Origin of the sequence: Aliiglaciecola sp. 3_MG-2023, from assembly GCF_030548205.1 — a bacterium.
GTDB lineage: Bacteria > Pseudomonadota > Gammaproteobacteria > Enterobacterales > Alteromonadaceae > Aliiglaciecola.
Window position 1 is genome coordinate 25,505 of record NZ_JAUORV010000025.1, and the last position, 12,371, is coordinate 37,875.

General features: G+C 41.1%; 13 protein-coding genes and 1 tRNA gene. 7 read left to right on the plus strand and 7 right to left on the minus strand.

The window, feature by feature from the left end; genetic code table 11:
* Nucleotides 1–249: 249 nt before the first annotated feature.
* From Q4574_RS20550 to Q4574_RS20560, 3 genes are all read left to right on the plus strand, one after another.
* The gene (locus tag Q4574_RS20550) at nucleotides 250–915 is read left to right on the plus strand and encodes a 1-acylglycerol-3-phosphate O-acyltransferase (RefSeq protein WP_303477369.1); all 666 of its coding nucleotides are present in this window, start codon (nucleotides 250–252) and stop codon (nucleotides 913–915) included.
* A 34-nt stretch (nucleotides 916–949) separates the two neighbouring features.
* Nucleotides 950–1,303: a ribonuclease E inhibitor RraB gene (gene rraB, locus Q4574_RS20555; protein ID WP_303477338.1), complete on the plus strand. Its 354-nt coding sequence runs from the start codon at nucleotides 950–952 to the stop codon at nucleotides 1,301–1,303.
* A 204-nt stretch (nucleotides 1,304–1,507) separates the two neighbouring features.
* Entirely contained in the window at nucleotides 1,508–1,828 is a 321-nt protein-coding gene (locus Q4574_RS20560; RefSeq protein WP_303477340.1) for an EthD family reductase, read from the plus strand.
* A gap of 545 nt (nucleotides 1,829–2,373) precedes the next feature.
* Here Q4574_RS20560 and ilvN read toward each other — a convergent pair.
* From ilvN to orn, 6 genes are all read right to left on the minus strand, one after another.
* Nucleotides 2,374–2,871, minus strand: a complete 498-nt coding sequence (gene ilvN, locus Q4574_RS20565) for an acetolactate synthase small subunit (RefSeq protein ID WP_216048780.1) — start codon at nucleotides 2,869–2,871, stop codon at nucleotides 2,374–2,376.
* Nucleotides 2,871–4,589 carry an acetolactate synthase 3 large subunit gene (locus Q4574_RS20570; RefSeq protein ID WP_303477344.1) on the minus strand — a complete coding sequence of 573 codons (1,719 nt, stop codon included), beginning with the start codon at nucleotides 4,587–4,589 and terminating at the stop codon, nucleotides 2,871–2,873. Before Q4574_RS20570 ends, ilvN begins: the two co-directional genes overlap by 1 nt.
* A gap of 196 nt (nucleotides 4,590–4,785) precedes the next feature.
* Nucleotides 4,786–5,163 carry a DUF413 domain-containing protein gene (gene maoP / locus Q4574_RS20575; RefSeq protein WP_303477346.1) on the minus strand — a complete coding sequence of 126 codons (378 nt, stop codon included), beginning with the start codon at nucleotides 5,161–5,163 and terminating at the stop codon, nucleotides 4,786–4,788.
* A 706-nt stretch (nucleotides 5,164–5,869) separates the two neighbouring features.
* Complete coding sequence (locus Q4574_RS20580) at nucleotides 5,870–6,331, minus strand: hotdog fold domain-containing protein (RefSeq protein ID WP_303477349.1); 462 nt, start codon at nucleotides 6,329–6,331, stop codon at nucleotides 5,870–5,872.
* A gap of 593 nt (nucleotides 6,332–6,924) precedes the next feature.
* Nucleotides 6,925–7,000 (minus strand) — tRNA-Gly (locus Q4574_RS20585).
* Between the two features lie 155 nt (nucleotides 7,001–7,155).
* Entirely contained in the window at nucleotides 7,156–7,701 is a 546-nt protein-coding gene (orn, locus tag Q4574_RS20590; protein ID WP_303477351.1) for an oligoribonuclease, read from the minus strand.
* 191 nt (nucleotides 7,702–7,892) lie between these two features.
* Here orn and rsgA point away from each other — a divergent pair, with 191 nt between their 5' ends.
* The 4 genes from rsgA to Q4574_RS20610 all read left to right on the plus strand — a co-directional run bounded on the left by rsgA (nucleotide 7,893) and on the right by Q4574_RS20610 (nucleotide 11,554).
* Complete coding sequence (gene rsgA / locus Q4574_RS20595; RefSeq protein ID WP_303477354.1) at nucleotides 7,893–8,924, plus strand: small ribosomal subunit biogenesis GTPase RsgA; 1,032 nt, start codon at nucleotides 7,893–7,895, stop codon at nucleotides 8,922–8,924.
* 156 nt (nucleotides 8,925–9,080) lie between these two features.
* Nucleotides 9,081–9,941, plus strand: coding sequence for an archaetidylserine decarboxylase (gene asd / locus Q4574_RS20600; RefSeq protein WP_303477357.1), 861 nt, complete (start codon nucleotides 9,081–9,083; stop codon nucleotides 9,939–9,941).
* 5 nt (nucleotides 9,942–9,946) lie between these two features.
* The gene (locus Q4574_RS20605) at nucleotides 9,947–10,813 is read left to right on the plus strand and encodes a DMT family transporter (RefSeq protein ID WP_303477359.1); all 867 of its coding nucleotides are present in this window, start codon (nucleotides 9,947–9,949) and stop codon (nucleotides 10,811–10,813) included.
* Nucleotides 10,814–10,849: 36 nt separating this feature from the next.
* Entirely contained in the window at nucleotides 10,850–11,554 is a 705-nt protein-coding gene (locus Q4574_RS20610; protein WP_303477362.1) for a glycerophosphodiester phosphodiesterase family protein, read from the plus strand.
* On the opposite strand, the gene Q4574_RS20615 is transcribed toward Q4574_RS20610, so the two are convergent.
* Entirely contained in the window at nucleotides 11,544–11,948 is a 405-nt protein-coding gene (locus Q4574_RS20615; protein ID WP_303477363.1) for a MerC domain-containing protein, read from the minus strand. The genes Q4574_RS20610 and Q4574_RS20615 overlap by 11 nt on opposite strands.
* Nucleotides 11,949–12,371: the final 423 nt, after the last annotated feature.

Below are 12,371 nucleotides of genomic sequence, written 5' to 3' on the forward strand. Positions count from 1 at the left end.
CAATTTTAATGATAACTGTTAGTTATCGACCATCCGTATCCTATCTGAACACGATATCACTACTTTTTGGATTTAGCACTGGGTAAAAAGCGTTAATTTTGAGAGTACGGCAGCCCTGAATTAGCTTTAAATTGGGTATTTTTCAGAAACACTGTATACTCTTCGCCCATTTTTTATTTGAGAGTACACGTGTTAGCTATTGGACGAGTAATATTCATTTTGTGCTATTTTGTTGTTGCCAGTTTGGCAATGATTTTGATGTGTATAGTACGTCCATTCCACCGTAATAATGTACATGTTATTGGTAAGGTGTATGGTGCTATCGCAACGATGATAGGTGTAAAGGTAAAAATTAATGTACCTGATAGCATTAAAAACGGTGGCCCATTCGTTTTTGTAGCAAACCACCAAAATAGCTATGATCTTATAACGGTCTGTCTTTCAGCTCAAAAAGGCGTGGTCTGCGTGGGTAAAAAGAGCCTGGTTTTTATTCCTGTATTTGGTTGGCTGTTTTGGTTATCGGGTAATATTCTCATTGACCGTAAAAATACCGGGCGTGCAAAAGACACCTTGCAACAAACAATAGATAAAATTAATCAACGAAAGCTATCTGTCTTCTTTTTTCCGGAAGGTACACGCAGCAGAGGGCGTGGTCTACTCAGTTTTAAAACTGGAGCATTTAGAATTTCCCAAGCAGTTAACGAACCCATCGTTATGGTATGTACCAGTAATTTGCATCAAAAAATAAAGTTAAATCGGTGGAATAATGGCACTTTGCTAATTGACTTAAGTGAACCAGTAAACTTGGCTAAACAGCATGATGCCAAGATATGGGCTACTGAAATCCATAACAGGATGAAAATCAAAATTGCTGAACTTGACAATCAAGTTGCACAAATCGACGAAGTTAAATAGATTACCTTATTAGAACACACATAAAGGATAGCCAATGAGCAATGCAGAACAGAAAGAAGAATGGTACGAATTTAATCAAGAAACCGTAGAAGCATTGATTGAAGACGGAAGTAATGCCGAGGCACCGCATACAATTGAATATCATTTTGCTCATTCTGATTTTGACATCCTTGAAAAAGCCGCCGTAGATGCGTTTAAAGCAGGCTTTGAAGTAGGAGATGCTGAAGAGTTGATGTTAGACGATGGTGGCACCGTATTCTGTTTTGATGCCGTTGTAGAAAGAATGCTAAATATTGATTTAATCAATAAAGATACGGATACACTGTTAAAAATTGCCGACAAACACAACATTCATTATGACGGTTGGGGCACTTACTTTATCGAATAGTTTTGTGGGTTACTTGCCGCAACGCTAACAACATAGCAGGCGGTGATGGTAGATAAATTGTTACTCGCTATTCAGTATAGGTAACCCTAATCCGGTTTGGGCTTAGCCCCTAAGATATCTAAGGTTGCTAGAGCCTAAAGCCATATGGTTTAGAATTCTGTTAACAATGTCGTAGCAGAACTATTAGTAATAAGGAAATACACGATGTCTAAAGTTAAATTAGTTGTTCTATATCCTCAACCTACCGATGCAGCTCAATTCGATACCGATTATTTAGCACACTTATCGATGCTCCATGAGAAAATGAATATACCATTGGAGCATAAGCCTTACACTGTCACCAAATTTGTGTCTCCACCAGACATCCCAGCACCATACTATCAAATGTTTTCCATGCCATTTCCTTCCGCAGAGGAGTTGCAGCAAACGATGGGAAGTGTCGAGATGCAAGAGGTAGCAGGTGACGCTGTGCGCATTTCAAGCGGCGGTGCACCGGTTATTTTGGTTGGAAACGACGCAATATAATTGCCCCTTATCGTCCATCCGAGGTTGTCATACCGACCTCCGTGTAGCAAGGTCTTTAGGCCATGGGATTTTTCGCGATGGGATATTCAAGGGCTTATCGCGGGGCTAAAGCGCCCGCCTACAAGATTCCCCCCCCCCTGTAGCATGGTCTTTAGGCCATGGGATGTTGGGCCATGGGATATTCAAGGGCTTTTCGCGGGGCTAAAGCACCCACCTACAAGATTCCCCCCCTGTAGCATGGTCTTTAGGCCATGGGGTGTTGGGCCATGGGATATTCAAGGGCTTTTCGCGGGGCTAAAGCACCCACCTACAAGATTCCCCCCCCCTGTAGCATGGTCTTTAGGCCATGGGATTTTTCGCCATGGGGTATTCAAGGGCTTTTCGCGGGGCTAAAGCCACCGCCTACAAGATTCCCCCCTGTAGCATGGTCTTTAGGCCATGGGATACGCAGCATAAATTAAGACAATAATGTGTGGCTGATAAGCCGGGAAAGAATTTAATTGATCAGTGGGGCGATAGCCCCACTGTATTGGTACCTGTAAAATCTAAACTCTCAGTGATTTTTCACCACGAGCTAAGCCACAGACACCGGTTCTAGACGACTCGATGACTTCCGTCTGGGCCCACATTGCTTGGGCAAATGCATCCAACTTATCACTGGTTCCTGTCACTTGAATAGTGTAATTCTTTGCATCAGTATCGACTATTTGCGCTCTAAAAATATCAACCGTTCGATTGACTTCAGAACGCACCAAATCGGTTTTCGCAGCCACTTTAATTAACATTAACTCACGTTCAACATGAGTACCATCTGTTAAGTCCGTCACTTTCAGTACGTCTATTAATTTATTGACTTGTTTCGTAATTTGTTCAATGACTTTGTCATCACCATGAGTAACTATGGTTAGTCGCGAAAGACTTGAATCAGTGGTGGGTGCTACACACAGTGAATCAACGTTATATCCTCGCTGTGAAAACACACCAACAATGCGTGACAATGAACCTGGTTCGTTTTCCATCAATACAGAGATAATTCTTCTCATCAGGTACGCTCCGTTTTACTTAATCTCATTTCATCCATTGCACCGTATTTAATTTGCATGGGATAGACATGTTCATTTTGATCAATGGCAATATCCATAAACACTAAGCGGTCTTTAAGGGCGAAACACTTAGCCATAGCGTCATCCAATTCAGACGGATGATTCACTTTAATGCCGACGTGACCATAGGCTTCCGCTAATTTTACAAAATCAGGCATGGAATCCATATAAGAGTGAGAATGACGACCTTTATAGATCATATCTTGCCATTGTCTAACCATACCTAACGCACGGTTATTCAAAGAGATAATTTTTACTGGCAAGTTGTACTGCAAGCAGGTAGATAACTCTTGAATGTTCATTTGAATACTACCATCACCAGTGACGACTACTGATACGGCGTCTGGGTTGGCCATTTGCACGCCCATTGCTGCAGGTAATCCAAAGCCCATAGTGCCTAGGCCACCAGAGTTAATCCATCTTCTAGGTTTAGCAAAGGGATAGTAAAGAGCGGCAAACATTTGGTGTTGACCCACATCTGAACTCACATATGCATCGCCATTTGTATGCTTATATAGAGCTTCGATAACTTGCTGAGGTTTAATCACATCAGCACTCTTTTCATAACTTAAGCACTTGCGGTCGCGCCATGAGTTAATTTGGCTCCACCAATCTGCAAGTTTTTGTTTTTGCTCCGTTAAGTCCTTTTTATTCAATTGACTTAAAACCTGTTCAACCACTTTATCCACTGAACCAACAACGGGTATATGTACGGCCACTGTTTTCGAGATAGATGCCGGATCAATATCAACATGAATAATGGTTGCATGGGGACAGAATTTTTCCACGTTATTGGTCACACGATCATCAAACCTTGCCCCTAAGGCAAAGATACAATCGGCGTTGTGCATGGTTTTATTCGCTTCAAGGGTGCCATGCATACCTAACATGCCAACGAACTGCTCATGAACGCTTGAGAACGCTCCTATGCCCATCAAAGTAGAGGTAACAGGTGCATTGAGCTTTTCTGCCAATTCGGTGATCAACTCTGATGCTTCAGAGGTAATTGCACCGCCCCCCACATAAAGTACCGGTCTTTTCGCATTAACTAGGGTATCAACAGTTTTTCTAATCTGCTTACTATGGCCTTTCAACGTAGGATTGTAAGAGCGCATAGTCACATCTGATGGATACTCATAGGGATGAGATTCAAGTACATTCACCAAATCTTTTGGTAAATCAACGACTACAGGGCCGGGGCGCCCCGTGTTAGCAATATAGTATGCCTTAGCAATAGCCTTAGGAATATCAATTGCGCGTTTAACTAAAAAGCTATGCTTAACGATTGGGCGAGAACAGCCCACCATGTCTGTCTCTTGGAATGCGTCTTCCCCGATGTGCATTGACGGCACCTGACCTGACAACACAACCATTGGAATTGAATCCATATAAGCAGTCGCAATACCTGTAATGGTATTGGTTGCTCCGGGACCAGAAGTTACTAAGACTGTACCTGTTTTGCCTGTAGAGCGAGCATAACCGTCAGCCATATGAGCAGCAGCTTGTTCGTGGCGGACGAGTACATGTTTGACATCATCTTGTGCATATAAAGCATCATAAATGTCGAGAACGGCACCACCAGGGTAACCGAAAACATGGGTAACTCCAGAATCTTTAAGGGCGCGAACTACCATAGCCGCACCTGACATCATTTCCACCAGACATCCTCCTGTGTAATTAATAAGTGACTGTTAGATTTATACGGACTATACGTGACAGATTAGGAAGATAAAACAGCAAAACGGCATAAAGTGAGATATATATCCCAATATACCGCATTTTTAGGATAAACATCCTATTAACGAGCGTATTTCGTTCAAAAATAGGATGGTTTTACATTTATTTTACACACTTCTACGAATCGAGATCCACTTCAAGCTCTTCATCATCACTAATTGTGGCATCTTCGTCATCATCGTTAAGGTGAGACGGCTTATTGCCGTAGATGCTTCCCAATTTAGGTCGATTGATTCGTTTTTGATATTTTAACCAAGCACGCTCAGATACAGTTTCAGGTTCCACCTTGCCAAATGCCGATTCAACAAAGTGTTGATCTTCATGTGTTTCGGGTGAAATAACACCATCAACTAACGCTGCGTATAAAGCACCATATTGACTCAACGCTTTGCTCTCATTAATCGAAAAGTCTCCAGAACGTGAAAAACCATAAGGGTAATTTTTCACATCAGTGAATACGCGCTTTACTAAAGAATCTCTTGTAATATTTGCCATAATGGACATCCCAAAAAAACAAAAATAATTAACTTAAAAAAGCTGATTCCAATTGAGTGCTTGTGTTGATGTAAAACCCCAATTGAGTACGTCTATACAGGGGGATAAATAAAACCAAAACGCAGTGGTGTCAACAAATATTTTATGACAATTTGATGATCCGGAGAAATTGTTGCTAATCCACGACATTATTGACTTAAAGCGTCAATTTCGCGGGAAATAATTAGCATAAATCAGGCCAAACTGCCTAATTTTTGCGGATTTTATGATGTTGGAGATGAGTGCAATAACGAGTGCAATTATTTGTTGAGGCTGGGCCTCAATTGAACACTATATTTAATTCAAAACAGTTCACGACTTTAATGAATAGTTGCGCTAAACGAGATATTTCAATCGAAGTTTTGCGGTGCATCTTTCGTTACACCAATCAGGCCATTGAACAACCTAAATAAGAAAGCATAGTTCGCGAACTTCCCTTTACCCAGTTTTGAATCATCGAAGTATCACCAAAGACCAAGCAAAATCGCGATGTGACTATAGACAGCTAATTCTGAAAATTGACTGCTAAGGAATTAACCGTGGCATTGAGTGGGGGACATATGGCTTCGCTCTTTAGTTGAAGCTTCCCAAGACATCATCGACAATTAAGTAACGTTTTTCGTATTGTTTAGATAATGTCAGGGACAACAAAGCCTCGTAAATTCTTCTATCGTTTTTCGCTGACCCATATAGTTATCGTACCTTCAACAACAACTTTACCTTGCTGGTCGTAAGCCTTTACTATTACAGGCAAATCTCCGGGTTTCCAGGCACCTTTTGGAACCTCCGCTACACACTTGATGTCGGTGTCAGCCTTGGCGGGGTACTTAACCTCCATACCCTTTGGTATCCAGCGTAGATTTTTTGGAATAGATGCTTCACTCATGAACCCCATCGCCATTTCAAGTCCGTTGCAAATCGCTATAACGTGGACTGTGCCAATGTGATTTTGTGTTATTTTTCGCTTCTTGATAAGCACTTCACAACGGTCAGGTCTAAGTTCTGTAACTAGCGGCGATATTGTTGAAAAGTAAGGCGCACGTCGCGCTGAATACCAGCTAAAAAGCTTCCTACCAAAAGGAAACTTCAAAAACTTTTTATATATTTTCAGTAGATAATTATCGGCCATATTCGGTCTCAGGTCTTTTTTAAAATTCTGTAAGGCAACAGAAAGCTAACAACTTTCTGTTGTGTCATTTTAATCTTCGTAAATCCAAGCTATTTGAGCTTAACCTAACCATCTGAAAGTCATATCAACATTTAATTTATTGATATATGGGCTTTGACCTTCTCTATCTTGTTAACAAGTAATGAATCTATCGTTTTTAAAATTAATCTGACGTGAACCACAAAATTAAACCCCATACAACGCTACCAACATAATTCTCAAATTTGCATCTGTTTAATTTCACAAACGTCTTTGACTTATCATCAGTATGCAAAATTTCAACTTTGGATATACCGGATAGTTTCACTTTATCAACGAACCAACGTAACGGGTTTTTAGCCGTCACTCTTGACATGTTCGACTGGTTAGACCAGATAAGTGTGATGCATTTTTAGGTCAGTATCAAGTTTTTAAGCAGTAACGCACGTTTTTGCCCAATATAAGTTTGTGAAACTCAATACAGTAAAGCGATTAAAATAACGGCTTAAAAATTACAATGGATTAGTCGATGAGAAATCATCAGGTACTATCAAGTATTATTAGAGTGTAGAATTTGGAGCGGGAAACGAGACTCGAACTCGCGACCCCGACCTTGGCAAGGTCGTGCTCTACCAACTGAGCTATTCCCGCATTTTGGTGGTGGTTGGCATATCCTTTATTGCCGTTTTGCTTTCGGTTCATCCTAAACCGGGAGCGCATTGTACAAAAATAATCTAACGAATCAAGTGTTATTTTAAATAAATTTAGTTAAATTGAATTTTTTAGCGAAAATATAAACATAGCGCTTATATATTGAGCACATGTTTGCGGTAATAAACCAATTCTTCAATAGACTCACGAATATCGTCTAGAGCTTGATGGGTACCTTTTTTTTGCAATCCATCTAAAACTTCAGGTTTCCAGCGTTTTATTAGCTCTTTGAAAGTACTCACATCGATACTACGGTAGTGAAAATAATTTTCCAAGTCCGGCATATATTTCACCAAAAACCGACGATCTTGACCAATCGTATTTCCGCATAGAGGTGAAACGCCACTGGGCACATATTGTTGCAAAAAGGCAATGGTCTGTTTCACAGCTTCATTTTCATCTATTGAGCTTGCTTTGCAGCGGTCCGTTAACCCTGATTTACCGTGCACATCAACACACCAAGCACTCATATTATCGAGAATTTCATCGGATTGATGTATAGCCAGAACCGGTCCTTCTGCCAACACATTGAGGTTTTTATCCGTCACAATAGTGGCGATTTCTAAAATGACATCGGTTTCAGGTTCTAGACCGGTCATTTCTAAATCTATCCAAACCAAATTTTCGTTATTTACTGGCATAATACAAACCTTATGTATGGGTTTACTCATTCTCTTTTTCGACTACTGGTGGCCTGTAAATTGTTAATCTCGCATACTTTAAGTGAAGGAAATTAGCTGATGAATAACACAAGCCAAATAAAATATTATCAAAATTTACGCGCTGACGTTACCATGTATGAGTCTAACGAGCCAAATTAAGTAAAGTAAACGTGGCAAAAAAACCAAAATTAACCAAAAAGCAAAAACGTCAAGTCTCTACCAATCGCCAAAAGAGACTTTCGACCAAAGAATCATTTCACAGTGATGAACAATTAGCTGATAGCCGTCAAGGGACAGTTATTGGACGTTTTGGAAAACATGCTGATGTGCAAGATGAGTCTGGGGAAGTGACTAAGTGCCACATGCGTCGCACCGCTGGTAGCGTAGTATGCGGTGATAAAGTTGAATTCCGCCCCGGTAAAGAAGCAAGTGAAGGGGTGAACGGTATTATCGAGTTAGTCCACGATCGAACCTCTGTTCTTACTCGCCCTGACTTTTATGATGGGGTGAAACCAATTGCTGCTAACATTGACCAAATCATCATTGTGAGTTCAGTTTTACCTGCCTTGTCTTTAAATATAATTGATCGTTATTTAGTTGCCTCTGAAGATGTTCAAATTCAGCCAATTTTGCTCTTGAATAAAATTGAGATGCTAGACGCAGACGCCCGTGAAAGGGTTGATAAAGAGCTGCAAATATATAGAGATATTGGCTATCAAGTACTGCTCACCAGTTGCAAAACCGGCGAAGGTATCGACCAACTTAAAAATATTTTAGCAGATAAAATTAGTGTGTTCGTTGGACAATCGGGTGTAGGAAAGTCAAGTATTGTCAATCAATTACTACCGGGTGCAGATGAGGCCATTGGTGACATTTCAGATAACTCAGGCTTGGGTCAACACACTACGACTGCGGCTAAAATGTTACATTTCCCCGGCGGCGGTGACTTAATTGATTCACCTGGGGTACGGGAGTTTGCCCTTTGGCACCTTCCCGTAGAAAAAGTCACATCTGGATTTATTGAATTTAGGGATTACATTGGCGGCTGCAAATTTCGAGACTGTAAGCATCTAGATGATCCTGGTTGCATTATAAAGCAAGCGGCATTAAATGGTGAGATATCAATGCAACGTTATGAAAGCTATCATAAAATTTTGTCTTCAATGGAAGAGAATCGTCCAAACCGCGCAATCCCTAATTAGCTGTAATTATTTGTTTCCACAATTGCCTTCCAAGCCCTAAAAATGGGGCTGTTTTCTACTCCCCATCAAAATGGCATGACTTAGACCGACTCATTATCAGACTAAAATAGCAATATACGATACAATTATTTTGTCGAAATTATGGAGGCTCCGGTCTTGATCAGTTGGTTCAAAATAAAGTTACAGTACATCTTACCTAAACATTTGCTTTCCAGACTTGTAGGTAAGTTAGCAGCGGCTGAAGCAGGTGGATTAACTACTGCTTTGATTAAGTTATTTATCAAACAGTTTAACGTTGATATGTCCGAGGCTAAATTTCCAGAGCCAGACCACTACCGCACTTTTAATGAATTCTTCACCCGGGAATTAAAAGAAGGTCTACGACCAATTTGTGATGATCCAAAACAGTTAGCCATGTCCGTTGACGGTACCGTCAGTCAACTGGGCGACATTGATTTTGATACTATTTTTCAAGCAAAAGGCCATAACTACAGTTTGACCGCGCTATTGGGCGGTAATCCTGATATTTCAGCCCCTTTTCAAGGCGGCAAGTTCGCAACCATTTACTTATCGCCAAAAGATTATCATCGAATCCATATGCCCTTGGACGGTGTATTGACCGACATGATTTACGTACCGGGCGAGCTGTTTTCAGTTAACCCACTTACCACTCAAAACGTGCCCGGGTTGTTCGCTCGTAATGAACGTGTGGTTTGTGTATTTGAGTCTAAGCAAGGTAAGTTTGCAATTGTGCTTGTGGGTGCCACTATTGTCGCGAGCATCGAGACGGTTTGGGCGGGCACAGTTACCCCCCCACCAGGGCAAAATGTTCAACATTGGCGATACCCCAAAGATAGTGAAAACACCATTACCTTAGCCAAAGGTGAAGAGCTGGGGCTATTCAAATTGGGCTCTACCATTGTGGCCTGTTTTGAACCTGACATGATCGACTTCAACGGTCAATCTAGCGGAGATACAACACGCCTAGGTGAAGTTTTCGCCACTTTGAAAGACTAAGATTTATGCATCCAGTAAAACGAAGCCTATGGTCTTTGCACCTAACCGTGATTTTGTTAGGTGCCACGGCGCTAATGTCTAAAATAATTCCGTTATCTGCCACTGATATCACATTTGGGCGCTCGGTGGTTGCATGTATTGTACTAGGGTTATTAGTCAAACTCTCTGGTAGCAGTTTACGGCTGAATAATGCTAAAGATTATTGGGTAGCATTAGCACTGGGAATATTAATGTCGGCGCATTGGGTAACCTATTTCGCGGCAATGCAATACTCGTCGGTGTCAGTGGGCATGATAGCTCTTTTTACCTTCCCCGTTATCGCCGTTTTATTAGAGCCATTCTTTGAGGGAATTCGATTAGTTTGGCAGGATGTTGTCAGCGCAATCGTAGTATTTATAGGTATTTTCCTGATCGTTCCTGAAATTTCATTAAAAAATGATATCACCCTAGGAATATTGATCGGCATGCTTTCAGCTGTGCTTTACGCACTTAGAAACCTTTGTCATCGGAAGTATTTTTCCCATTACTCTGGCTCTCATGCTATGGCATATCAAACATTGGTGATTTTAGTTAGCTTGCTATTTTTTGTTTCCGATGATTTTTTCACCGCCAGCAATGAAACCTATATGTGGTTAGTGGTGTTGGGTATCTTTTTAACTGCCCTACCCCATGCGCTGATTGCAACCAGCTTAAAACATTTGCGCGTAAAAACCTTTGCGCTTGTGGCCTGTATGCAACCATTTTATGGGGTAATACTTGCCATTATTGTGCTCGATGAAAAACCCAATTGGCAAACTTTTCTCGGTGGTGCGCTGGTAATTTCAGCCGCGATATACGAGACTGTCAACGCCCAAAAACTGCATCGCAAATAGTCCAATTCTGTTAGGCTAGCGATTAATGGATTGATTGTGTTTATATATGCTCATCGTGGTGCCAGTGCATTAGCACCAGAAAACACTTTATTAGCCCTTAAAACCGCAATCGCTCAGCAAGCAGATGGGATTGAATTTGATGTGTTTCAGCATCAAAATGAGTTTATATTAATCCACGATCGCTGGTTACATCGCACTACCAATGGCATTGGTAGTATCGATTCTTTACTCCTCGAACAAATTAGAAAACTCGATGCAGGGGAAGGAGAAACCGTTCCTACTCTTCTGGAAGCGCTACAGTGTATTGGTTTATCATGTCAAATAAACATTGAATTAAAGGGTGTTAGGGATGTTCCACTGCTTTTGAAATACGTTCATGATGCCTGCGACAGTTTATCCATTCCCAGTTCAAATATTTTATATTCTTCATTTGATCACCATTTGCTCAAGACCATCAAAACCATTGCTCCAAGCGCCAGAATTGGTGCGTTAACAGCCAATAAGCCAATAGATTATGCCGGTTTTGCTGAGGTTTTGGATGCAGAATTTGTGAATGCCGACGTCACCTTTGTAGACAAAAATTTTGTTTACGATGCAAAGCGAAGAGGCCTGAAAATGGGAGTTTACACCGTAGATCAGCCGGAAGATTTAGTACGCTTAAAAGAATGGGGAGTAGACGCTGTATTTTGCAACAATCCACTCAATGCTAGATTAGCTCTTGCTGATTCAGCTAGTGACTAGTCTCACAATCATGACAAGAGTGGCAACTTTTACATAGACGAATATTAGCGACATGGGCAGCGACAATAAGCAGTGCCCCTAAACCAATAGTAAATGGTTCGTACGCCTCGCCAAACATATCTTTATTCCAATATATCAATCCGCCTAACAGTAAGCTGTATATTGGATACAATTGTCTATGGTAACGATAAAACCCAAAAAGTAGCGCCCAGAAACCGATAATCATCGATAAGGTAAGTATGGTTTTCTCAAACCAATCTTGCGCAAAAAAACTCGCGCCAATAAAAGGCACTAGAGGTATTAGAATAGGCAACAGCAGGCAATGCAAAGCACAGATACTGGACGTCCAGATCCCCACTCTATCCATTACTGATTTATTTTCAGATGCCGCCATGTCGCTGATTAATCCTCTGTGTTTATGGAAATTCAATTCAGGTTTGTTTTTAAATTAAGTATAAAGATCGCAAATTTATCTTCGTACTTTTCAAACCGGGGCGTTATAGTATAACATTTCTTTGGAAATGCAACCGTTATTAGTTTTTTTTATGGTTATTGAAATTCCTCTCTCGGGGCTAAAGCCGCCGACTACAGGTTATTGGATTTGCCTCGGTATTGGATATTCATTCCAGACCTGTAGCATGGCCTTTAGGCCATGGGGTTTTGGTTATTGTTACCCTCTCTCGGGGCTAAAGCCGCCGACTACAGGTTTGGGATTTGCCTCGGAATTGAATATTCGTTCCAGACCTGTAGCATGGTCTTTAGGCCATGGGGTTTTGGTTATTGTTACCCTCTCTCGGGGCTAAAGCCACCGACTACA

Excerpts from the sequence above, each read along its gene's own strand:
- Q4574_RS20615 (WP_303477363.1), bottom strand. The coding sequence starts at position 11,948 with ATGGCGGCATCTGAAAATAAATCAGTAATGGATAGAGTGGGGATCTGG.
- Q4574_RS20605 (WP_303477359.1), top strand. The coding sequence starts at position 9,947 with ATGCATCCAGTAAAACGAAGCCTATGGTCTTTGCACCTAACCGTGATT.
- Q4574_RS20550 (WP_303477369.1), top strand. The coding sequence starts at position 250 with ATGATTTTGATGTGTATAGTACGTCCATTCCACCGTAATAATGTACAT.
- ilvN (WP_216048780.1), bottom strand. The coding sequence starts at position 2,871 with ATGAGAAGAATTATCTCTGTATTGATGGAAAACGAACCAGGTTCATTG.
- orn (WP_303477351.1), bottom strand. The coding sequence starts at position 7,701 with ATGCCAGTAAATAACGAAAATTTGGTTTGGATAGATTTAGAAATGACC.
- Q4574_RS20560 (WP_303477340.1), top strand. The coding sequence starts at position 1,508 with ATGTCTAAAGTTAAATTAGTTGTTCTATATCCTCAACCTACCGATGCA.
- maoP (WP_303477346.1), bottom strand. The coding sequence starts at position 5,163 with ATGGCAAATATTACAAGAGATTCTTTAGTAAAGCGCGTATTCACTGAT.
- rraB (WP_303477338.1), top strand. The coding sequence starts at position 950 with ATGAGCAATGCAGAACAGAAAGAAGAATGGTACGAATTTAATCAAGAA.
- Q4574_RS20580 (WP_303477349.1), bottom strand. The coding sequence starts at position 6,331 with ATGGCCGATAATTATCTACTGAAAATATATAAAAAGTTTTTGAAGTTT.